The 21,908-nt window shown below is 45.7% G+C and carries 20 protein-coding genes; 4 read left to right on the top strand and 16 right to left on the bottom strand.

Features of this window, described 5'->3' with window-relative positions:
• Positions 1-61: 61 nt before the first annotated feature.
• The 6 genes from QFZ80_RS11465 to QFZ80_RS11440 form a co-directional block, all read right to left on the bottom strand.
• Entirely contained in the window at positions 62-628 is a 567-nt protein-coding gene (locus tag QFZ80_RS11465) for an outer spore coat protein CotE (protein ID WP_307546578.1), read from the bottom strand.
• A 114-nt stretch (positions 629-742) separates the two neighbouring features.
• Positions 743-1,702: an aromatic acid exporter family protein gene (locus QFZ80_RS11460; protein ID WP_307558967.1), complete on the bottom strand. Its 960-nt coding sequence runs from the start codon at positions 1,700-1,702 to the stop codon at positions 743-745.
• Positions 1,703-1,772: 70 nt separating this feature from the next.
• Positions 1,773-2,615, bottom strand: a complete 843-nt coding sequence (locus tag QFZ80_RS11455) for an ABC transporter permease (RefSeq protein ID WP_307546582.1) — start codon at positions 2,613-2,615, stop codon at positions 1,773-1,775.
• Positions 2,608-3,381 carry an ABC transporter ATP-binding protein gene (locus QFZ80_RS11450; protein WP_307558965.1) on the bottom strand — a complete coding sequence of 258 codons (774 nt, stop codon included), beginning with the start codon at positions 3,379-3,381 and terminating at the stop codon, positions 2,608-2,610. Before QFZ80_RS11450 ends, QFZ80_RS11455 begins: the two co-directional genes overlap by 8 nt.
• Before the next feature lie 49 nt (positions 3,382-3,430).
• Complete coding sequence (locus tag QFZ80_RS11445; protein ID WP_307546586.1) at positions 3,431-4,444, bottom strand: ABC transporter substrate-binding protein; 1,014 nt, start codon at positions 4,442-4,444, stop codon at positions 3,431-3,433.
• A 249-nt stretch (positions 4,445-4,693) separates the two neighbouring features.
• Positions 4,694-6,214 (bottom strand): carboxypeptidase M32, encoded by a 1,521-nt coding sequence (locus QFZ80_RS11440; protein ID WP_307558963.1) that lies wholly within the window; start codon positions 6,212-6,214, stop codon positions 4,694-4,696.
• Positions 6,215-6,356: 142 nt separating this feature from the next.
• Between QFZ80_RS11440 and QFZ80_RS11435 the strand changes: the two genes are divergently transcribed.
• Together QFZ80_RS11435 and QFZ80_RS11430 are read left to right on the top strand one after the other, a co-directional pair.
• Complete coding sequence (locus QFZ80_RS11435; RefSeq protein ID WP_307558961.1) at positions 6,357-6,680, top strand: iron-sulfur cluster biosynthesis family protein; 324 nt, start codon at positions 6,357-6,359, stop codon at positions 6,678-6,680.
• Between the two features lie 51 nt (positions 6,681-6,731).
• Positions 6,732-7,310: a beta-class carbonic anhydrase gene (locus QFZ80_RS11430; RefSeq protein WP_307558959.1), complete on the top strand. Its 579-nt coding sequence runs from the start codon at positions 6,732-6,734 to the stop codon at positions 7,308-7,310.
• A 278-nt stretch (positions 7,311-7,588) separates the two neighbouring features.
• On the opposite strand, the gene QFZ80_RS11425 is transcribed toward QFZ80_RS11430, so the two are convergent.
• The 8 genes from QFZ80_RS11425 to QFZ80_RS11390 form a co-directional block, all read right to left on the bottom strand.
• A complete protein-coding gene (locus QFZ80_RS11425) occupies positions 7,589-9,706 on the bottom strand; it encodes a hypothetical protein (RefSeq protein ID WP_307558957.1) in 2,118 nt (705 codons plus the stop codon).
• A gap of 64 nt (positions 9,707-9,770) precedes the next feature.
• Positions 9,771-10,949: an ABC transporter permease gene (locus QFZ80_RS11420; RefSeq protein ID WP_307558954.1), complete on the bottom strand. Its 1,179-nt coding sequence runs from the start codon at positions 10,947-10,949 to the stop codon at positions 9,771-9,773.
• On the bottom strand, positions 10,946-11,662 hold the full coding sequence (locus QFZ80_RS11415) for an ABC transporter ATP-binding protein (protein WP_307558952.1): 717 nt from the start codon (positions 11,660-11,662) through the stop codon (positions 10,946-10,948). The genes QFZ80_RS11420 and QFZ80_RS11415 overlap by 4 nt, the downstream gene beginning before the upstream one ends.
• Positions 11,663-11,689: 27 nt before the next feature.
• Positions 11,690-13,423, bottom strand: coding sequence for an efflux RND transporter periplasmic adaptor subunit (locus tag QFZ80_RS11410; protein ID WP_307558950.1), 1,734 nt, complete (start codon positions 13,421-13,423; stop codon positions 11,690-11,692).
• Between the two features lie 62 nt (positions 13,424-13,485).
• Positions 13,486-14,094, bottom strand: a complete 609-nt coding sequence (locus QFZ80_RS11405; RefSeq protein WP_307558948.1) for a hypothetical protein — start codon at positions 14,092-14,094, stop codon at positions 13,486-13,488.
• 101 nt (positions 14,095-14,195) lie between these two features.
• Positions 14,196-15,650, bottom strand: a complete 1,455-nt coding sequence (locus QFZ80_RS11400) for a sensor histidine kinase (RefSeq protein ID WP_307558946.1) — start codon at positions 15,648-15,650, stop codon at positions 14,196-14,198.
• Positions 15,643-16,371, bottom strand: a complete 729-nt coding sequence (locus QFZ80_RS11395) for a response regulator transcription factor (RefSeq protein ID WP_307558944.1) — start codon at positions 16,369-16,371, stop codon at positions 15,643-15,645. The genes QFZ80_RS11400 and QFZ80_RS11395 overlap by 8 nt, the downstream gene beginning before the upstream one ends.
• Complete coding sequence (locus QFZ80_RS11390; RefSeq protein WP_307558942.1) at positions 16,368-16,901, bottom strand: DUF309 domain-containing protein; 534 nt, start codon at positions 16,899-16,901, stop codon at positions 16,368-16,370. Before QFZ80_RS11390 ends, QFZ80_RS11395 begins: the two co-directional genes overlap by 4 nt.
• Positions 16,902-17,081: 180 nt before the next feature.
• On the opposite strand from QFZ80_RS11390, the gene QFZ80_RS11385 reads away from it, so the two are divergent.
• Positions 17,082-19,004, top strand: a complete 1,923-nt coding sequence (locus QFZ80_RS11385) for a glycosyl hydrolase family 18 protein (protein ID WP_307558940.1) — start codon at positions 17,082-17,084, stop codon at positions 19,002-19,004.
• Positions 19,005-19,088: 84 nt separating this feature from the next.
• Here QFZ80_RS11385 and QFZ80_RS11380 read toward each other — a convergent pair whose 3' ends face one another.
• Entirely contained in the window at positions 19,089-19,304 is a 216-nt protein-coding gene (locus QFZ80_RS11380) for a hypothetical protein (protein WP_307546612.1), read from the bottom strand.
• Positions 19,305-19,517: 213 nt separating this feature from the next.
• On the opposite strand from QFZ80_RS11380, the gene QFZ80_RS11375 reads away from it, so the two are divergent.
• Positions 19,518-19,676: a DUF1540 domain-containing protein gene (locus QFZ80_RS11375; protein WP_084159967.1), complete on the top strand. Its 159-nt coding sequence runs from the start codon at positions 19,518-19,520 to the stop codon at positions 19,674-19,676.
• 99 nt (positions 19,677-19,775) lie between these two features.
• Here QFZ80_RS11375 and QFZ80_RS11370 read toward each other — a convergent pair whose 3' ends face one another.
• Positions 19,776-21,854: a thioredoxin domain-containing protein gene (locus tag QFZ80_RS11370; protein WP_307558938.1), complete on the bottom strand. Its 2,079-nt coding sequence runs from the start codon at positions 21,852-21,854 to the stop codon at positions 19,776-19,778.
• Positions 21,855-21,908: the final 54 nt, after the last annotated feature.

Raw genomic sequence — 21,908 nt, 5'->3', positions numbered from 1 at the left:
AAGAGGGCAAATGCCCTCTGCCGAACCTCTTTCACCCGCATACACTGGCGTATAAGATTCCTTAATCCAATTCGTCCTCAAGCAGATCGGCGTCCAGATCCTCGAAATCTCCATCGCCGCTGTCATCGAAATCTACATGCTTGTCGTCGAAGTCATTGCAGCCGTTGGTGCAAACGACTACACAGACTTTCGTTTCGGCAATTAGCTCGACTGAGAACTCGCGTTCTACCCGAATGATGACGCTGTCGCCACTTGAAGAGATACTAGCTTCCACACAGTTAGGCTCTTGCGTCGCGACAGCAGAAACTTCGGCTGTCGTCGGCTTATGTTTTTTGTCCAGATAGCTTAGCCCAACGATTTCTACATAAGAAACGGTTTCTTTTGCTACGTCTGTTTTGGTGTTACGATCGTAAGAATACCAGATGTTGATATCGTAAGTACCAACTACCTCTACGCCCTCTCCGGATTGGATCGCCTCGAATTGATTATTAATAATCCAAGCGCCCAATATACTGGTCGGAGAAAAGGGCGGAGTCACGGTATGACTTACATGCGAAAATTTGCGACCTTTACCGCAGACAGCCTTTGTAATGATCTCTCTGCATTGCAAATCTTTATCTAATGACATCCTTTCAACCTCCTCCATACAATCATTCATTACAAGTGTATGCAGGACAGTAGTCTAGAGTGACAATTATTTTATATTATTTTTACGATATAAAAATACTCATATCTTTAAGAGTCAACCCGCCTCTGGGCGCTGTTTTTTTTGCTTTTTGGCGATAGATAAGTACTGCATAAGCTCCCTGTTAAGCTGTAAAATGGCAGATCGCACCTCGAATTCTCCTCGGCTTTCTGGCAAAGGCAGCTGTTTATATCGAGCATCCAATGCTTGTAATTCTTTCTCGGCATCACCAGTATAATAGTCTTCCTTGACTGATTGACTAATATCTTCAAGAATCGCTGCCACCCACTCTCCCTGCGGCAAAGTTTGATACACCTGGGCAACTAAATCGATCATCCGGTGGATCGACTCCAATTGCTCACCCCTCATAAAGAAATATATCTGCAAGTAGGGGTCCCCTCCGAAAATGAGTGTATTCTCCATCGTACGTTTAGCCAGCCCTGCCCCTTGATTAATCTCTTCACTTACTTCCAAAAGCTCTTTGCCATCCCAGACAACGGTATTGTCTCTCAAATGCTTAGCCATGTTTATGAAAATATCTGAGAATAGCGCCTCGATTCTTTGTTTATGCCCTTCGATCGCTTTATCCGTCTTTGGCATATAGGCGATATTGATGAGTGTCGCTGTACCCAATCCAATGAGCAGAAGATAAATTTCATTCAGAACCGCCGTCCATCCGGCAGATTCATAGGCGAAGAGATGCAGCATGACAACTGCCCCGGTCACCGCACCCTCCGTAATCCGCAGCCGATGCAGGACGGGAAACACGACGAGGATGAATATACTGACAACCCACACATGGAACCCCAATACCATAAAAAGAAGAGAGCCTGTGAGAAGTGCGAGCATGGAAGCTGCGATCCGTTGAAGTGCGCTTTGAATCCCTTTTTTCTTCGTTACTTCTATACCCAGAATAGCGAGAAGCCCCGCTGCCGCTGGCGATTGTATCTCGAATACGTGCGCTAGATACATCGCTATAACGACCGCTAGCGCTGTTTTGAGCACACGAAAGCCCATAGCTTTTTCACCTCTTTGCTGGTTTTAACTATGGGCTCATTATTTCATTTTGGGCAAAATGTGGCAAGACTTATCGATATTTTGTCATTCTTTTTTCCAAATTGGACACAATTTGATACATAACTGTAGCCACAATGGCAATGACGAACAACGTAGAGATAACTAGTGTAAAATTAAACACTTGAAAACCGTATATAATCAAATACCCAAGACCCATTTGCGATACGAGAAATTCGCCTACGATCACACCGATCCATGCGAGGCCTACATTCACTTTCAACGTCGAGACGATGGCGGGGAATGAAGCGGGTAAAATAGCTTTTAAGAACACTTTGCGCTGATTACCCCCCAATAAAGTGACGACCTTCACATAGTTGGTATCCACCTCTTTGAAGCTCCCGTAAACGACTAGGGTTGTGATAATAACTGTTATCGAAAGTGTAGTTGCAATAATCGAAAGCAAGCCAGGACCCAAACCTACAATAAATAACGGTCCAAGCGCTACTTTTGGCATACTATTCAGCACGACAATATAAGGATCAAGCACGCGGGAGAGAAACGGCGACCACCAAATCACAACAGCTAACGCCGTACCGAACAAAGTGCCTAACACAAAGCCGATAATGGTCTCAACAACCGTTACGCCCACATGCGGAAGGAGGCTGCCATCAAGGAGTTTATCCCAGAGCAGCTTGAAAACTTTCGTTGGATAACTAAAAAGCAGCACGTCGATCCACTTTAAACGGGCCGCCATTTCCCAGAAGAAAAAAAACAACAGTAGGATGGCTAGTTGAACAAGCCTTACATAGTTCGTTTTCTTTTTCCTTACAGCCAAAAATTGCTGATGAACATGCTGAGTTAGCTTGTCGTCCGCGTTTTCGTTGAGACGCGCCTGCTGCTGATCATCACTCATGATGCACGCCCCCAAACTCCTGCCAAATCATTCGAAATAGTACATGGAAATCGGGCAGTTCCCGTGCTGCGAAAGGCACGGAAGACCGAATATCCTGCGGAATTATAAATTCTTTGCGAATTCGTCCCGGATTAGGATTCAGCACAATAATACGATCACTCATCGCTATTGCCTCAGAGATATCATGTGTCACGAGGAGTGCAGTCTTCTTCTTCGCACGTAGAGTCTCTACAACCAAATCCTCCAATTGTAACTTGGTTTGATAATCGAGCGCAGAGAACGGTTCATCCAGCAGAAGCAGTTCAGGCTCTGTGGCTAATGTTCGTACTAACGCGACTCGCTGACGCATGCCCCCGGATAGCTGAGCAGGATAATAATCTTTGAAGCCGAGCAGCCCCATCTCATCCAATAAATGAAGCACACCCTGTTTCTTCTCTTTGGTTAACGTTCCTGTGATTTCTAAACCCATACAAGCATTATCTTCGATCGTCCGCCACGGGAATAAATAATCCTGCTGAAGCATATAACCCACCCTTGTCGATGGACCGTTCACGATCCCTCCCGCAACAGTCACAGTGCCCACTGTCGGACGAATGAGCCCGGCAATGATCGACAAGAGAGTTGTCTTCCCACAGCCGCTTGGGCCGATCAAACTAACGAATTCACCCCGCTGGATAGCAAAATTGATTTGCTCTACAGCAAGTGTTGCTCGCTCCTCGGTCACATAAACTTGCGTCACGTCTTTTACAGTCACAGCTGTATCCATGTTCGTACTCCCCTCTTGTTCGATTCATCGACATGCCTAATGCTGATTCCTAGGGTTTTACGTTCGATTTCGCTTTCTCTGCAAAGGAATTGTTCACTAGCTTTTTCCAAGCTACCTTTTCTTTTAACTCACCTGCGGAAGTCATCACATCTAGCAAATTGTTCCATTCTTGCTCATCAACAATGCCATCTGTCGCAAATGATCCTTGATCCTTATAGCGCTTGACAACACTTTTTACAATTTCGACATCGATATCTTTAAAATAAGGCAGAACCGCATTCGTGATTTCATCCACACTTTTCGCTGCAACCCAAAGCTGCGCACGTTGTACCGCATTGGTAAACTTCTGAACTGTACTTGCATTTGATTTTATGAAGCTTTGCTTGGTCATAAATACCGTGTAAGGCAGATGTCCGCTTTCCACACCGAAGGAAGCCAAAACGAAGCCCTTTCCTTCTTTCTCAATAATGGAAGCTTGCGGCTCGAAGAGCTGTACATATTCCCCTGTTCCCGATGCATAAGCGGATGCGATATTAGCAAATTCGATATTCTGAATGAGCTGGAGATCCTTTTGCGGGTTGATATTGTGCTTCTTCAACGTGAATTCGCCTGCCATCTGAGGCATGCCGCCTTTTCGTTGACCGAGGAAAACAGAACCTTTGAGCGAGTTCCAGTCGAATTTATCCACTTTCTTCCGAGCAACTAGGAAGGTACCATCCGTCTGTGTCAGCTGAGCAAAGTTAATAACCGGATCATCCGAGCCTTGTTGAGATACATAGATCGAAGTTTCCGATCCTACTAACGCTACATCAATAGAGTTTGATAGCAAGGCTGTCATCGTCTTGTCGCCACCTGGTGTGGTGGTCAATTCAACATCAAGCCCTTCATCCTTGAAAAATCCTTGCGATAAAGCCACATACTGCGGTGCATAAAAGATGGATCGCGTGACTTCACCAATACGAACCTTTGTTATTTCTTCGCTTTTCGTTCCGCACGCCGAAACGATTACACTGAGCAGTAGGACGGCGGATAATGTGAATCCCCATCTTTTCCGATTGTTCATAGACGTCCCTCCGATAAAAGTAGTACTGTATCCTATGCAGGAGCCCAGAAGTCGGTTAATATTGTTTTTCTGATTCCACACTATATGCATAATGTGCATCAAAATTATGTGCGAACGTGCTATGGTGAGCTTAACACCTGTAAATTGTGCAGTTAATTTAGACTCAAAGGGGTAAATGTTGTTCGATCCATATAAAAAAAACAGCACCCTAAGGCAAAATTCCTGCCTCAAGATGCTGCTTTGATCCATTTAAATACCGTAAACCGTTTGGTATTTCTCTTCCAAGTATTGAACCAAGTACTCGGGATTCAACTCTTCACCGGTCACTTCGCGAATGATTTCATTCGGCGTCAAAAGCTTGCCATGCTGGTACACTTTATCCGTCAGCCATTCCTTGATCGGCACCAGATTGCCTTCTGCAATCAAGCTATCGAAATTCGGAAGCTCTTTACGAAGCGTATGTGTGAATTGCGCCGCGTACATATTTCCAAGTGCATAGGACGGGAAATAACCAAATGCGCCACCAGACCAGTGCACATCCTGCAGTACACCCTCGCCGTCATTTGCAGGAACCACGCCCAAATACTCTTCGTACTTGGCATTCCAAGCTTTAGGCAGGTCAGCCACAGCAATCGTACCGTTGAATAACCCTTTTTCCAGCTCATAACGAATCATAATATGTAAGTTGTAAGTCAATTCATCTGCTTCAATGCGGATTAATGAAGGCTCAATATGGTTAATAGCACGATAGAAGGATTCTACGTCCACATCATCAATTTGTCCGCTAAACGTCGTTTGCAGCTCGCCATAGTAACGTTCCCAGAATTCTTTACTGCGGCCTATCACATTTTCCCAGAAGCGGGACTGTGACTCGTGGATCCCCATCGATGTGCCTGTGCACAGATTCGTGCCAACTAAGTCTTTTGAAATGTTTTGCTCATACAGCGCATGTCCACCCTCATGAATCGTTCCGAACAAAGCGGATGTGATGTCATTTGGCAAATAGCGTGTTGTGATCCGAACATCACCTGGGTTCAGCGCCGTCGCGAAAGGATGCACCGTTTCATCTAGCCGGCCCGCTTCAAAGTCATACTGCATTTGCTTCAAAATGGAAAGTGAGAACTTCTTCTGTTTGCTAATTTCAAATTGTTGATCCAAAAACGATCGATTAGGCTGATTGGCTGAAGCTTGAATACGCTGAAGTAAGGGAACCGCTTTTTCACGCAGCGCACCGAATACTTCGTCTAATTTCTCAACAGTCATCCCAGGTTCATACATATCCAGCAAAGTGTTGTATTTATTGCCTTCGTAGCCCCACAGCTCGATAAATTCTTGAGTAGTAGCTACGATTTTCTCCAAATATGGTTGGAACGAAACCCAATCAGAGTTATGCTTCGCATCTTCCCATGCGGATTCTGCTTGCGAAGTAAGGACGACATAGGCCTGATATTTCTCGGCCGGTATTTTTTTACTGCGATCATATTCTTTTTTGCATTCTACGACCATTTTTTTGGAAATGGCATCTAGTTTCTCTAGTTCAGAAGGCTGCATGAAGAAGTCCAAATAACTTCCCATCTCATCGGATGTAGACATACGAAAAACTTCGGTGGATAGCTCTCCGACGACTTCAGAACGAGTTTCAAGTCCTTTTTTTGGAGCGCCGGTACGCATATCCCAATAAATTAAGGCGATGGCCTCCTCGTACTGCTTCATTTTGCGGACATAGGCCTTGAAAGATTCCAGCTTTGCTGGGGCTGCTTGCACACTCATGCTCTAATCTCCTCCCAAAAGTTACTTATTTTATCATACTTCGTCCCCTACTCAGAATCAAATTTATGCTGGGGTATGATAGAATAATGACAAGCTTAGGCAAGAAACCTAACTGTGCAAACATTCGAAGGAGATGACTCTTATGAAAATCACGTTTACCGATACAGCTATTCATAGATTGACACCATTTGTAGGGAAGAAAGAAGCTATCTTAAAGCTAGTTTTTGATACAGAAGATTGCGGCTGCTCCGTGAACGGAGTACCTACCCTTTGGCTAGTTTCCCAAGCAAATACTGATGATCTTACGGCTGAAACCGAGTCTTTCAAGCTCGTTTATAAAGCCAAGGATGAGATATTTTTTGAAGAAAATATGAAAATCGACTACCATGAAGGAAATAAATCCTATATACTTAAGAGTAATAATCAAATTTATAACGCGGGTATGAGCTTAGTCGACAAAAGATAAAGCTGCTAAAAATAGAGACAAGCAGCACATCAACTTACCTGGAGGGAAACCATGTCTTTGATTAGCGAAATCTTGAACTACAATAAGGAATTCGTAGAAACGAAACAGTATCAAGAGTTTCTGACTACGAAATTTCCAGACAAACGAATGGTTGTTCTTACCTGTATGGATACGCGGCTAGTCGAACTGCTGCCCAAAGCCATGAGTCTCCAAAATGGTGACGCCAAAATCATTAAGAATGCCGGAGCGATTGTCTCTCATCCCTTCGGAAGTGTTATGCGGAGTATTATCGTCGCTGTTTACCAGTTAGAAGCGGATGAAATATTCGTTATTGGACATTACGACTGCGGTATGACGGGACTAAATTCAGAGAGTGTGATTGCAAAAGCGAAAAATAGAGGTATCTCCGATGATGTCATTGAGACACTTGGACATTCAGGCATCGACTTATCTCGCTGGTTAACGGGCTTTAATCATGTGCGCGAAGGCATCGAGAAAAGCGTTAACATCATTCGAAATCATCCCTTGCTTCCAAAAAATTTACCTGTCCACGGCCTCATCATGGATCCAGAAACAGGTCGACTCGATTTGGTTGAAGACGGGTATAAGACAGAAGGATCTGTTACTTAATAAGTAGAATGAGCTGGCCCTAAAATCCAAACAAAGAAGCCTTTCAACCCACTTTTAACGTGGAGTTGAGGGCTTCTTTTTCTTTGACTTTAATACTTGAAGTGGGATTGGCTTTAAATGCATTTTACTGCGGCTCTCGCTCCACTTAAGCTTCGTTCCCGAGTCTATCTCCGTTACCACTCGCCGAAAGCTCGGTTTCTGAGCTTATTCATCTTCTCTCCAGTGCCAAAAAAGGCGCTCAACCCCTTAACGGGATAAGCGCCTTAATTCAGACCTTATTACATTTGTATTGTTTTCACTAAGCGTTTAGCGTCGCCGTTAGGTGTTGCAACCACTTCATACACGTTGATGCTGACATCGGAACTCAATTGTTCGGATTTGATACTGCCGAAATCAATGAACTGAACGCCGGACATGATCTTCTGCTGTCCTGTGAAGGTCATCGTCTTGGAGCTTAACAGCCGCCCTTCCGAGTCAACTACTTCAAAAGCAAGTGTTGAGAAGTTCGCATCTGTAATTACCTGCTCCTGCCTCTTCACATCCAAATCCAATCGTAACCTGTAAGCATAGGATGAATCTTTGCTATATGTAGCGCTCACAGAGTAATCCTTCAGGTCGATAGTGAATGGATACAAGGAGATTGCACCTGTACTTGGTATTGGTTGAATGGCTGTTTTGTATGACCCTACCGCTAGGCGATTGGCATCATAAACATTTAGTGCAAGCTGGTCGGCTTTCTCACTGGCAGGCAGCATGTAAGAATAACTCATCACGTAGCTAGTATTGGGCGGGATGGTCTTCGCTATCGCTGACTGTCGAACGCCAGAGTATGTGTAGCCCTCAGAGCTTGTCAAATCCGTTTGGAAATCCGGAACGGTCAATGACGCTGTTCCTTTATTCGTCAGCTTATACTTCGCAACTACCGTCTTAAACCCGAAATCTGAATTCTCACTCATCCCAAACTCCACAAGGGATACATCGACATTCGAATCAATGAGATTACTTGCAGTAAGCTTGAATGGTGTGCCTAGGGTATATGCTTGTGCAGCTGCGTAAGAGGAGACCTCTCCTCCGCTTCCTGCTCCGGCAAGCGTCGTAACCGAAACCGGTAAAGTTGCCACTTGCTTACTGCTGTTTGTGTCCGCATTGCCAGTTCCTTCACTTGGCTGTGTCGTAGTTGAAGCAGCTATCTGCTTCTCAAGCACAACCAACTGCAGCGCATCGGTGTTCAGCCCTGCTGGCAAAATACCAGAGAAACGGAATGTCGTAGACTCATTCGGAGATAAATACGTCGTGCGTACAGCATTATCACTAGAAGTAACTGCTACGCTGCCTCGAAGAGCTTGGAACTCTGCCGATAAGGTAGGTATGGTCACAATTCCATCGCTTTGATTCGTTAAGGTCACGTTGGCTTGCAAATGCAAACCATCCGATTGCTTACTTGCCGCTGCCCATGAAGTTGAAATCGCTAGGCCCTTAACATCCAAGTTTGGGTACTCCGTCTTGTCACCAATTTTTCCTATAGAAAAAGACTTCGCTACATGCAAGGAACCCAAAAAGGTTGTCTTCACCTTACCTTTTGGAGAGAATAGCAATGACAAATCTTTGGTCTCAAGTGCTGCTGGAACCGCAGCTTGCAAGGTAGCTTTAACAGGCTGCTGAGGAAGCAAGGATTGCCCTTCTACTTTGGCAAACTGGGCACTGTATGTCAGCCCTTTACTATCCTGGAAATTGTATTCAAGTCCTTCTGGCAGCTTAAGAGTTGAACTACTTAAATTTTCAAGCAGTAAGTCGGTATATACCATCCATGCACCGTCTTTATATACTTTATAGCTATTGCCTAATTGAGCCGTTACTAACGCATCATCAGCAAGTGTAGAGTCCAGTTCTTTCAAATTAAGAACCGCTTGTTGAAGTACTGATTGACCCGACTCCGCTAATGCAGCCTCTACAGACAAAGCACCAATATCTTCCATCGCATTATAGTTCCATTCGAAAATATCAACCTTTAACTGGGACGGAGTCAAGTTCGCAGGAATTTCAGAAGTAAATTTGAACGTGCCGGTTTCTCCCGCTTTCACACGCGCCGTTACTTTCTCACTCAGCTTCGCCGTGTAAGACACACCGTTCGTATCTATGACTTTGACCCCATAGTTATTGAAATCGACAGGAGAGCTGCTGTTATTGTTCAAGCCTAATGAGAAGCGAAGTGAGCCATCCTCAGCCCCCGCAGACAAAGTAACTTTGTCCAATGTAAAGTAGACGGAATCACTGAGAAACACGCCTTCCTTCCCAGCAAAAGCCGATGTTGCAAAGGGGAATGTTAGGAAGCTTGCTGCGGTTAGCATTAAAGCCGAACGACTGAGCAAACGTTTCATCTTTCGTTGTTGGTTCACAGGTAGTCCTCCTTAGAGTTTTCGTAGAAAACTTACATCGTAGCATAGTATTGAATTTCTCAAATCAATCAGACCGCAAAGCGTCAATTGGACGCAATTTGGATGCTTTATTTGCCGGATACAAGCCGAAAACAACACCGACAAGCACCGAAAATAAAAAGGCATATAAACTAATATCAAAAGATAAACTGGTTGTCTGTTTCGGGCTAAAATAAGGCAACGCATAGGATAGTCCGATTCCAAGCGCTAGTCCGATTAATCCGCCCATACCGCTGATGACGACGGCTTCGACGAGAAATTGCAGCAAAATATTTCTTCGCTTGGCGCCAATCGATTTGCGGATCCCGATTTCACGCGTTCGTTCACTCACCGTAACCAGCATAATATTCATGATTCCTATACCACCGACGAGCAGAGAGATTAGCGCAACAGCCACTAATTGATTCGTTAGGGTATCCGTTGCTTCAGTTCGTGCTTTAAGCAGCTCATCCTGATTCGTTAAGACGAAGCCCGTATCGCTTTTGAATTTGTAAGTCAAATACTGCTTCATTGTTTCTTGAGCGGTATAAATATCGTCCTTCGTCGGCGCTTCGACGTAGGTTGTGCGAATTTGCCCAAGCTTGAATTGTCGTCTTGCTGTTTCCAAAGGCATAATCACTGCACTATCGACTGAAGCCCCGCCAATATTAGAGCCCTTCTCTTTCAGAGTTCCAATAACATTGAACACGACACCGTCGATATTGATATCTTCTCCTACTGGGTTTAATTGGCCAAAGAACGTTTTAGCCACTTCACTACCCAATATGACGACGTTCGAGCGAAACTCAAGATCAGCTGGAGCGAGATTCCTCCCCTTGTCAATACTTGCTTTGATAATGTTAAAATAGCGATCGTTCGTTCCAATAACGTTGTATTTCTCCTGCGTACGATCATATTTAACGTTGGATCCGTTCTTCGTCATCGTTGGCGCAATCGACTGGAACTCCGGAAAATTTTCGAAATTCATCAGCTCATCATAATTCAATTGCGTTGCACGCCCGTTCCCAGTCGCGGTGACAACAAGCAGATTCGTCCCCATGTTCTCGTATTGCTTGGCGATTTGCTCTGAAGTTCCTTGACCTATCGACACCAAGGTTACGACTGAGCTCACGCCAATAATGACGCCCAGCATGGTCAAAAATGTTCGCAGCGGACTCGATATGATCGTACGAAGCGACATTCGAATGAGTTCACTTAGCTTCATACGCTCACCTCATGCTGTGCGCTCAACTGAATGTTATTCCGGAAGTCATCAATAATGACGCCATCCTTAAGGGAAACGACACGCTTGGCATTGTCGGCAATGTGATGATCATGTGTAATCAATACGATGGTATTTCCTTGCGCATTCAGCTGCAGGATTAACTCCAATACTTCTTCACCCGTTCTGGAGTCCAGTGCACCGGTTGGTTCATCCGCTAAGATGAGCGAAGGTGATATCGCAAGAGCCCGTGCGATGGCCACACGCTGCTGCTGCCCGCCTGATAGTTCACTCGGCTTATGATGACCACGTTCCCCCATCCCTAGCATCTTCAACATGTTGTTAGCCCGCTCCCGCCGTTCCTTCCTTGGTATACCAGCATAGATCATCGGAAGCTCCACATTTTCCATAGCTGACAAACGAGGCAATAAATTAAATTGTTGGAAAATGAAGCCGATTTTCTGGTTTCGCAATTCAGCAAGGGCATTATCACCCATATTCTCGGTCACTACGCCATCCAGCGTATACCTGCCTCTCGTAGGCACATCCAATAAGCCGATCGTGTTCATGAGCGTCGATTTCCCTGATCCACTCGGTCCGATAATGGCGACAAAATCCCCCTCGGCAACGGAAAGCGATATGCTGCGCAGAACATGAAGATCTTCTTCTCCGCGTTTATATGTTTTGGTAATCTCTTTCAGTTCAATGATATTCATACCGCAATAACTCCTTTCCCCGCCGCATTATCTAGTACCGCCACCGCCGTTAGTCCGAATAGCCCCCGTATTGCCATTTCCTCCAGCACCACCGTTACCGCCTGCACCTGCTCCACCAGCTCCGCCTTGGAATCCAGCTCCACCAGCGCCTCCTGCGCCACCGTTTTGCTGGAACTGCTGTCTCAATCGATTAATTTCATCCTGGCTTAAATTCTGCTGTCTCTTCACGACAGGCAGAACGACTTTATCGCCTTCTTTAAGACCTTCAGTGATTTCGATTTGTGTCTTGGAGCGAATACCAATTTTAACCTCGTGTTCATTATCAACCGTACCATCGGCTTTTTTCAAAGAAACAACACGCTTCCCTTTTTGCAATTGCAGCACTTCTGGCGGTAAATAAATAACGTCTTTTTTATCTTGAATTAAAATTTCGCCCGTTGCCGTCATCCCATATTTCAACATATTGTCTTTATTTTCTGCTGCTAGGACCACATCATAGAAGGTTACGCCATTCGTTGTCGTTCCCACAGAAGAGATTTGCGTCACTTCAGCCGGGAATATGCGTCCTGGGTAAGAATCAACCTTGATTTCAGCTTTCATCCCTGTCTTAATATTGGGTAAATCCAGCTCGTCCACTTGCACAGGCAGCTGCATTTTCGCTAAACTCGCAACAGCTCCGAACTGCGTGCCATTGGTTACCTTACTGCCGACCCTGAAATTACTCAAAATATCATTTTTCTTATTCACAAAGTCGGTTGAAAATACGCCGTCAAAGGGAGCTACGATTTTGAGGGCATCCACCTTGTCCTTAGCTGAGTCCACTTTAAGCTTCTGCCGTTCAAGAGCAGATTGTTTCGTCAGAATATCATCGTCCAGTGTATCATTCACGAAGGTTGCGATCGTATCGCCTTGATGTATCATGTCCCCTGTTTTGAATGGCAATGTGGATATATTCCCCGTCGTCCCAGCCAAAATCGTCGTCACCTTCAGATACTGCAGGGTATTCTTGCCTTGTGAATCGACGGTTCGCCCACCGATGGTAACTGAACCTGACACATTCGTTCCTGCATCCATGGAGTTGTCATTCGGGACAGCAACTTCGATGTCGATCAGTTTTCCGCCTTTTCCATCCGATTTTGGATCTTTGGAGATACTTTGAATCGATCCTGTTTTCGTGATCATAAATCCATCTAACGTAATATCCACCGGATCTCCTTTATGAAGCTGCGAAGCATCTTCCACAAAGAAAGGAAGTGTTACGGTTAAAGTACTTAAATCACCAATCGTGGCAATTTTGGTCGATTTATTGATTGTAGATCCTGGATCGATATTATTCGCGTATGTAAGTTTACCGGAAATAGGTGCTTTAACACCCATTAATCCTTGCTGCTGCTGTAAGGAATTCAGATCTTTCTCAAGCTGCTCATAGGTTAGCTGGGCATCTTGCAAATCGCTTTCCAAGCTCGTACTCGTTAGTTCTATAAGCACATCACCAGCTTTAACCGCTTGGTTTCGTGTTAAATTGATCGACTTAATATTTGCGTTTTCTGTGGATGAAATCGTTTGTGTATCTTTGGGCTCGAACTGTGCCGTACCGGAGACGGAGAAGCGGATATTTCCTTTTTTGGCATCGACCGTTATCTCTTTAACGGCAGCAGCTTTTGTTTTCTTCCCTTTACCGCCGAAGTAAGCGTACGAACCACCGGCACAAACGCTTACTGCGACAATCACAATGAACCACTTACTGCGATACCATTTCATGAAGTGACTTCCCCCTTAGAGTTTTCGCCAGAAAACTGGCTTCGAAATCATATTGCTTAACTTTAATCATGTTTAGACGCAAGCAGCTCTATTAACTGCTGTTCTACACTGATCCCCAAACTTCTTTGGTCAAAAAGCTGGAATTCACCATTTCCACGGTCCGTCATGCCTGCTTCAATCTGGCGTTCCGCCTTTCTTTTTTGAATAAACGCATTGATTCGCTTTTCCCGTTCTTCTGAGGATACCGCTTCACCCAGATTGTCCATCCGCTCCGCCATACGTTGTTTCATTTGCTTGGATTGTTCATCCAGAAATGTTCGCTGGGGGAGCGTCAAGCCAGTGATGACTTGTTTTTGTTCGGACTCGGTAATGCTTCCTTCATCCATACTTTTGCGAACAAAAGGCAGAATAGCCTCAGCCTGCTTAGCCGTAATGGTTAGGGAGTCAAGCCGATCCATTCGAATTAATCCCTGAAAAAGCATAACGAGCTGCATCTCTCTAAGGTTTTGGACATCTTCAGCGGGGGGGTCTTCCTGCGGAGTTTTCCCAGGTGACGGAGAAGGCAATGCCAATGCCGAAGTGCTGTCAAGCAAAGGCATGTGCCCACTGCAACCGCTTAGCAGGAAGGAAATGAGCGTTAAACGCAGCACCAATTTCCGTGTGTACTTCACCTTACATACACCTCCAAAACAAAAAATCCTGTCCAACAGCAACAGGATACGAAATAATGATGAATTAAGTTTGCTTTAGATGTAAAATTATTGTGAATTATCTACGAAATACGAGGAAAAGTAACGCGAAATTCGGTCCCTTCGCCTACCCGACTGCGTACATGGATCGTTCCATTCATACCAGTAACCAAATGCTTCACAATCGTAAGTCCAAGACCCGTTCCTGTCTTAACGTCGGACCGCGAAGTTCTTGCTTCATCTGCTTTGTAGAAACGATCCCAAATGCGTTCTAACTCGGCATCTGTCATTCCTTCCCCTGTATCACGAACATACATATGGACCTCGCGCTCCTGCTCTTCTAGAGCTACCGTTAGCGTTCCGCCCTGTGGTGTGAATTTCAATGAATTATAGATTAAATTCTGTACAATTTGGGCAAATCGATCTGGGTCTAAGTGAACCTGGGAGGGCATCTTATCCGGCTCAGGAAGAATGAGGTGAAAGTTTATCTCCTTCGCTGCTATCGGTGCTTTCAGCAGTTCCAACGATTCTTCAAGTGTTTCTGCAATGGATACAGGCCTAAGCCGGAACACATCGACCCCATTTTGAATCTGCGCCAAATCTAATAGATCGGTCACAAGACGCTGCAGCCGCTGAACTTCCTGATCACAGATACGCAAGTAATGCGAATATTTCTCTTCCGGAATGACCTTATCATTCATGGCCACAATAAAACCGCGTAGTGTCGTTAACGGAGAACGAAGCTCATGGGACACATTCGTTAAAAACTCCTGCCTTGTTCCTTCCCATTCCTCCAGCTGTTCGACCATGAAGTTGAAACTAGCAGCAAGCTGCCCTACCTCATCCTGTGAGGTGACCGGAACCCGTGTAGTGAAATCACCATGCGCGAGCTCAAGTGCGGCTCGATTCATCTGTTGAAGCGGGCCTGCGAGTTTGCGAGAAATGATAAACAGGATGAAACCAACAGCTACCAGTGAAAATAATAGGGGCACCAGAATGTTAACGCGAACTGCAGAAATGGCTTCACTGATATCTCCAGCCGGAAAATGCAGAATGATAACCATAGGTTGTCCATTTAGTTGATACGGGGCGTGATATGTAAACAGATTTATGTTCCGTCCATCAGGTGTCGTTAAACCAACCATTCCATAGCCGGTATGACCGTGAAGGCCATCGATAAAGAGCGTATCCATCTGTTTAGGAATAGCTCTCCCTTCACTATCCGAAGAGCCATTCAGAATGTTGCCCTTGTCGTCAACTAGCCAAACTTGTCCGTTAATGCTTCTAGCCAAAATACGCACCGTATATTTTAGCTCTCGGGTTGAGATCGTCCCATCCTGCAATGAATTCATTAAGCGCGTAACTTCTACATTACGCTTTTCCATCAGTTCGATCTTATCTTTATAAAATAAATCCGTAAAATAGTAGTTCCAGAACAGGAAAAGACCTGCAAAAAAAAGCACACAAGTCGCAAGAAAAGACAGGAAAATTTTCAAATATAAGCTGTTGCTCTTTCCTGTCAACCAACGTTTAAACATGCTGAACCACCTCAAAGGAGTAACCAATTCCCCACAGGGTCTGGATGCACCACATGTCATGCTGTCCTAGTTTTTTACGCAAGTTTTTCACATGGGCATCAACCGTGCGTGTACCGCCTGTAAAATCAAAATTCCACACATAACCAAGTAGATCCTCTCGTGTAAATACACGGCTTGGATGGCTTGTCAGGAAATACAACAGCTCAATCTCCTTCGGCGTAAGATCAATCCGTTTCCCACCGACCGTGACCCGGTACTGCTCAAGATCGATAACAATATTGCCGATCTCCAGCCATTTACGGGATGCATTCTGGGATTGAGACAGTTCCAAAGGCACTTGTATCGTACGGCGCAGCACGGCCTTAATACGGGCAATGAGCTCATTCGGGTCGAAAGGCTTGACCAAATAATCGTCAACCCCCAGATTAAACCCTCTCAGCTTATCGATGGACTCCCCTTTTGCCGTGAGGAATATAATTGGCGTTTGATGAAAGGGGGCTTCCATTCTTCGGATTTGCTCACATAACTCGTAGCCGGAAATATCAGGCAGCATGATATCCAGTAGAACCAAGTTTGGTTTCTCGTTTATTATCGTTCGAAGTACTTCCTGCCCTCGCGGCAATATAATCGCCTCATAGTTTGAGTGCTCCAAATACAGTCTGACGACTTCAGCAATATTCGGTTCGTCATCTACAACTAGAACTTTGCCTTCCGAACTCATCTAGCGCCACCCTTTTCCTTGCGGATCTGCTGCTGCCTTGCTCTTTCATTGATGACCTCTGAACGATCTCTCCGTGTATGTTTTTGGATGAGCAGCTCATCGGTCATCGGGCTTGGTGCCTGCCATATCAGCCCTCTTCTGTCGCACTCTTTTAAGCAAAAATCTATAAGTTCCGGGTCAGTAATAGGTAAATTAATATCTTCATATAGAAATTCATCTTGCTCTATAGAAGACCAAACCTGATTAAGGAGCTCTTGTAGCTTATCGGGGTTAAGTCCCAAGGAAAGGACATGAGGAGCTTCCGCATTCCTTCCTGCGCTTTGCAGCATTTTCACAGCACCATTGCGGTTACCTCTGCGAATATGATACATACCTACAGCAATTTGAATAAGAGCGACATAGGTTCTGCTGCGCGCATCCCCAGGATGCTCCTTCCAGAACTCCTCCATCACTTCATGGCATTCAAAATAATCCCTTTGCGCATGAAAATAAAGTAAATAATCGATATATGCCTCCGGATACGGCTTCATGAATCGTTCCCCTCACCTTGTTGTGATCACGGTAATGCCTAATTACTTCTCATGTTACTCGAAAGTTGTGTCATCGTCCAACATCAACAAGGGATGATTAACTTTCATACATTTTCCAACGCAACCAAACTATCATATCCTACGTCCAATTAAGTAGTTTACTAGAAAGAGGCGTGATGGATGAAAATCGGGAAATGGATGCTCACAGGCACCCTGTTATTATCAATAAGCGTACCACATGTTGTTCATGCAGCAGGTACGGTTCAATCAAGTCCGGACAAAACAACGAAATATCGCGTCTATCAGTACAATCATGTACTTATGGAATTTGCGGCTTATGGGCAAGCAGAAGCATTTGCGAAAGGCTTTACGAATAGTCATGTTGAAGAAATAAGCACGCGCAAATGGCTGTGGAACAATTTCCCGCGCTATCAAGTTTTTCAGTTGGATGTATCGCTGCCTGAGTGGCAATTTGCCTCACTCGACGCGGCCATCGCTGAAGCAAAGAAATGGTCCCACGCAAGTGTTCGGGACCTGCAATCCACAGGTTGGGTGTGGAACAACTACCCTAATTTCCAAGTCTACCAAAATGAGATCACGCTGGATTCATGGAAGTTTCTAACCCTTAACGAAGCCGTTGCCGAAGCGAAGAAATGGGGCGGCGCCCATATTATTGATTTAAACAGTAATAAGTGGATTTGGGACAATATTTCTAGCGAGGATAAGAAAGTGCTTCGCACTGGTGAGCTTACATACAAAGTGTATCAAGGTACTTTTTCAGCAGACAATTGGGAGTTTGCATCTTTAGAGGACGCCATTAATGAAGCTCTCAAATGGGGAAATTCAACCGTAGTCAATAAACATACGAAAAAAACCGTGTACAGCAATCTTAAAGTTTATAAAGTATTTCAGAATGACACGTTTTTGCAGGACTTTGCTTCCTTGAATGAAGCGGCAGACTACGCACGCCTATGGGGACATAGCTCCATCTTCATGGATGGCCGCAAAATTTGGAACAACTACGCCTCTTATCAAGTATTTCAGAATAAAGCTCTCATTGGCGAGTTTAAGACGATTCCCGAAGCATTAAGTTACAGTGTGCAGTATAGCAATTCTTCTGTTCAAACGCTCGATCATCGCTTCCTTTGGGATAACTTCAAAAAGCTGCAGGTATGGGGCTGGAATGGTATGGCCGGTGGTGATGCGATTAAAGCGCATGTGAATAATACGGTCGGACTTGACGTTGATTCTCCAAGCTATTTCGAGCTTGCGGATGCAGCAGGTAATTTGAAGGATCAATCCAATGCGGAAACCGTCAAATGGCTACAAAAGAATGGATACACCGTGTATCCGTTAGTCAGCAACCAATTTAACGCTACCTTGACGACTCAATTCCTTGCGGATAGCGCTGCCCAAGACAAATTCGTTAAGGCCTTGGTAGACCGCTCTGTGCAGCTTGGAGTTCCGGGAATCAATGTTGATTTCGAAAGCCTGGCTGGTTCGGATCGTAATGCTTTTACAGCCTTCATTGCCAAATTAACCTCCTACGCTCACTTGAACAACCTAGTTGTATCCATTGATCTGCCGCGTGGGAGTGTCAAATGGAACCATCTTTCTGCATTCGATCATGAGAAGCTGGGGAGTCTGGTTGATTACGTCGTTATCATGGCCTACGATCAGTTCTGGCGTGGCAGTACGTCTGCGGGGTCCGTAGCCGGACTTCCTTGGACAGATGGCGGTATTCAAGAATTCCTTTCCTATGGCATTCCGCGGGACAAAATCATTCTAGGTATCCCCTACTATGTGCGTGAATGGAAGCTGGATGCAGCCGGCGCCTTGCAGGGTAATCGAACCTTGCTGATGAAAGACATCCCTGCTTTATTGGCTTCCAAATCAACCAAACAAACGTGGGACAAAACCTTCGAACAATATCGGATCGATTACCAAGAGGGCGGCTTCACTTATGTGTTCTGGTTGGAAGATGAGGCTACGGTCAAAGCTCGACTGGACATGGCGAAAAAGTACGACATCGCTGGTGTCGCGGCATGGCGGCTTGGTTATGATCAAGCGGACTTATGGAAATTGATTTTGCAGAATAAATAATAAAGAGGAAGACCAGCAGAAATAAACCATAAAAAAGTAGACCACAACAGTTCGAAACTGCTGGGGTCTACTTTTTTATGCAGATCAGATAAGACCCCATTCGCTAAAAATGGTTTCCGTACCGCAGCCCGAACAGTACTTGGCATCTGGCTTGTTAACTTTATAGCACCCTTTGTGCAGTAAGGTTTTCTCTTTGGTACACTTATTCTTAAGCGGCGCTCCACAACGAATACAGTAGTTATCTTCTTTATCTGCGACATATTTACACCTGACACAGGTCTGCAGCTCATCCTCAGCCATAAGTTCAACCCCTTGAAGTTTGTAGCTACTTCATGTATATGAGGGCAGTCACTGCTAAGGTGAATAATAAACCCTTCCAGCTATGTATAAAAACAGGCCTCTTTCGCCCACCCTAAATAAGTGAGACTTTGTTCTCCGAACAAAGATCCCAAAAAGGAGAGACTTTGTTCTCCGAACAAAGATCCCTATATTATATAGAGGAGGTGAAGAGGCATGGCTAAAGATGTGCTTTGTGAAGTGAATTCTTGCAAATATTGGGCAACCGAAAACAAATGCAATGCAAGCTCGATTTATGTCGTGAGTCACCGCGGCAGTAATCAAGCGCGTAATTCCGAGGAAACGGATTGTAAAACGTTTGAGTCTAAGATTTAGTTAGAGCGAAAATCCAGAGCGTAAAAAGAGGCCCTGTCGGGGGCCTCTTCTCTTTTTCCTTGCCCTTATTCTCATTGTAACCAATAATGATAATTATTATCAGTGATTAGAGGAGAGATTTTTGAGCTCCTCTAGATCCTGTGTTGGCGCTTGGCAGGCAAAGTTCTGGCACACGTAGGCCGTTGCCTGCCCTCCAAGCGGCAGCTTGTCTTGCACCAGCGGAATGAGCTTGCGGACTTCTTCGCCCGCCGCTCCCGGCGGATGAAGAATCAGCAGCGCATTCGGCAGATACTGCCGCTGGACCGTGCGCAGCATGTGCTGCGTCTCCGGCTTCGCCGGGTCGCCGGCGATGACGATTTCGCTGGCTTCGCCATAAGCGAAGTCGAGCGCGGCCAGCGTGAGCGCGTGGCCCGGCGGGTAGGACGCCACAGCTCCGGCGAAAGCCTGGAGCTGCACATCTGCTTCCTGCGACAGCTTCGCGTCGTAGGTCAGCCTGGACAGCCGCAGCAGGTTCAGCGCGGCTGCACCGTTCCCCGACGGCATCGCGCCGTCGTAGATCTCTTTGGGGCGGGTCAGCAGCTGCTCGGCATCGCTGCCGTAGAAGAAGAGCCCGCCCTTCTCTTCGTCTCTGAAGAGACGAAGCATCTCTGCGTTCAGCTGGACAGCTTCACGGAGATAGCGCAGCTCGAACGTGGTTTCGTACAGCTCGATGAGGCCCCAGACGAGGAACGCGTAGTCGTCCACGTAGCCGAGGAAAGCTGCTTCGCCATCGCGGTAGCGGGCGAGCAATCGCCCGTCCTCCCGGCGCAGCTCGCGCAGGAGGAATTCCGCGGCCTTCGCGGCTGCCTCCGCGTATTCGGGCTTATCCAAGGCACGTGCCGCCTTGGACAGCGCAGCAATCATCAGACCGTTCCACGCGGTCAGAATCTTATCATCCTTGCCCGGATGGATGCGCTGCTCGCGATGCGCAAACAGCTTGACGCGGGCAGCCTCAATCCGCTGCTTCAGCTCATCCAGTGGGATTTGCTTACGCTTCGCAAAAGATTCCATCGTCGTTCCAATTAAATTCGGGATATTGTGCCCCTCAAAATTGCCCGACTCCGTAATGTTGTACAGCTCTGAATATAGATCGCCTTCTTCAATCCCTAATATGTCCTCGACTTCATCCGGCGTCCAGACGTAGAACTTGCCTTCCTCCCCTTCCGAGTCGGCATCCTCCGCTGAATAGAAGGCTCCGCCCTCGTCCGTCATATCTCGAAGAACATATGTAATGATCTGCTCAGCAACTTCTGCATACTTGGCTTTACCGGTCACCTGAAAAGCTTCTATGTACGTCAAAATTAACAGCGCATTGTCGTAAAGCATCTTCTCGAAATGCGGCACCAACCATTTTTCATCTACGGAATAACGAGAGAATCCGAATCCAATGTGGTCATACATGCCGCCACGATACATAGCATCAAGCGTTTTTTCCACAATCTCAAGCGCACGTTCATTGCCCGTTTTTTGATAGTATCTCAGCAGGAAAGATAGATTGTGTGATGTCGGAAACTTCGGAGAGCTGCCAAATCCGCCATGTTCTGGATCAAACATCTGATCATATAACCGGAATGCTTCATGTAGCGTTTCCTCCGACACCTGGCCACCCGTGCGATGCTCTAGTAAGCGGCTCGTCGTCTCTTGAATGACCTGTTCGCCAACCTCACGAATACGATCAGCGTCTTCTTTCCACTTACCAGCAATCTGTGCAATAATCTCAACCATCCCTGCACGATTGTATTTTCGACTACGAGGGAAATAGGTTCCAGCGAAGAAAGGCTTCTTCTCCGGTGTCAGAAACACCGTAAGCGGCCAACCCCCTTGCCCTGTCATCGCTTGACAAACAGCCATGTAAATATGATCAACGTCTGGACGCTCTTCACGGTCCACTTTAATCGAAATGAAATCTTTATTCAGCATGTCTGCAACGGTTTGGTCTTCGAATGATTCGTGAGCCATGACGTGGCACCAATGACAAGTTGAATAACCGATACTAAGAAAAACAGGCTTATTTTCTCGCTTTGCCGTTTCAAATGCTTCTTCACCCCAAGGAAACCATTCCACTGGATTGTGAGCATGTTGAAGTAAGTATGGCGATTTCTCAGTGATTAATCTATTGGTTATGTTATTCGTTGTCATGAAACATCACCTCCTTGTTTTTAGGATATTCTTGTCGATAAACGAGACTAGCAC

Origin of the sequence: Paenibacillus sp. V4I7, from assembly GCF_030817275.1 — a bacterium.
Classification (GTDB): domain Bacteria; phylum Bacillota; class Bacilli; order Paenibacillales; family NBRC-103111; genus Paenibacillus_E.
This window is presented reverse-complemented; position numbering and strand designations above follow the sequence as displayed.

Bases quoted from the DNA above. Each gene is read 5' to 3' on its own strand.
- QFZ80_RS11465 (WP_307546578.1), bottom strand. From the start codon at position 628: ATGTCATTAGATAAAGATTTGCAATGCAGAGAGATCATTACAAAGGCT.
- QFZ80_RS11460 (WP_307558967.1), bottom strand. From the start codon at position 1,702: ATGGGCTTTCGTGTGCTCAAAACAGCGCTAGCGGTCGTTATAGCGATG.
- QFZ80_RS11455 (WP_307546582.1), bottom strand. From the start codon at position 2,615: ATGAGTGATGATCAGCAGCAGGCGCGTCTCAACGAAAACGCGGACGAC.
- QFZ80_RS11450 (WP_307558965.1), bottom strand. From the start codon at position 3,381: ATGGATACAGCTGTGACTGTAAAAGACGTGACGCAAGTTTATGTGACC.
- QFZ80_RS11445 (WP_307546586.1), bottom strand. From the start codon at position 4,444: ATGAACAATCGGAAAAGATGGGGATTCACATTATCCGCCGTCCTACTG.
- QFZ80_RS11440 (WP_307558963.1), bottom strand. From the start codon at position 6,214: ATGAGTGTGCAAGCAGCCCCAGCAAAGCTGGAATCTTTCAAGGCCTAT.
- QFZ80_RS11435 (WP_307558961.1), top strand. From the start codon at position 6,357: ATGAAAATCACGTTTACCGATACAGCTATTCATAGATTGACACCATTT.
- QFZ80_RS11430 (WP_307558959.1), top strand. From the start codon at position 6,732: ATGTCTTTGATTAGCGAAATCTTGAACTACAATAAGGAATTCGTAGAA.
- QFZ80_RS11420 (WP_307558954.1), bottom strand. From the start codon at position 10,949: ATGAAGCTAAGTGAACTCATTCGAATGTCGCTTCGTACGATCATATCG.
- QFZ80_RS11415 (WP_307558952.1), bottom strand. From the start codon at position 11,662: ATGAATATCATTGAACTGAAAGAGATTACCAAAACATATAAACGCGGA.
- QFZ80_RS11410 (WP_307558950.1), bottom strand. From the start codon at position 13,423: ATGAAATGGTATCGCAGTAAGTGGTTCATTGTGATTGTCGCAGTAAGC.
- QFZ80_RS11400 (WP_307558946.1), bottom strand. From the start codon at position 15,650: ATGTTTAAACGTTGGTTGACAGGAAAGAGCAACAGCTTATATTTGAAA.
- QFZ80_RS11395 (WP_307558944.1), bottom strand. From the start codon at position 16,371: ATGAGTTCGGAAGGCAAAGTTCTAGTTGTAGATGACGAACCGAATATT.
- QFZ80_RS11390 (WP_307558942.1), bottom strand. From the start codon at position 16,901: ATGAAGCCGTATCCGGAGGCATATATCGATTATTTACTTTATTTTCAT.
- QFZ80_RS11385 (WP_307558940.1), top strand. From the start codon at position 17,082: ATGAAAATCGGGAAATGGATGCTCACAGGCACCCTGTTATTATCAATA.
- QFZ80_RS11380 (WP_307546612.1), bottom strand. From the start codon at position 19,304: ATGGCTGAGGATGAGCTGCAGACCTGTGTCAGGTGTAAATATGTCGCA.
- QFZ80_RS11375 (WP_084159967.1), top strand. From the start codon at position 19,518: ATGGCTAAAGATGTGCTTTGTGAAGTGAATTCTTGCAAATATTGGGCA.
- QFZ80_RS11370 (WP_307558938.1), bottom strand. From the start codon at position 21,854: ATGACAACGAATAACATAACCAATAGATTAATCACTGAGAAATCGCCA.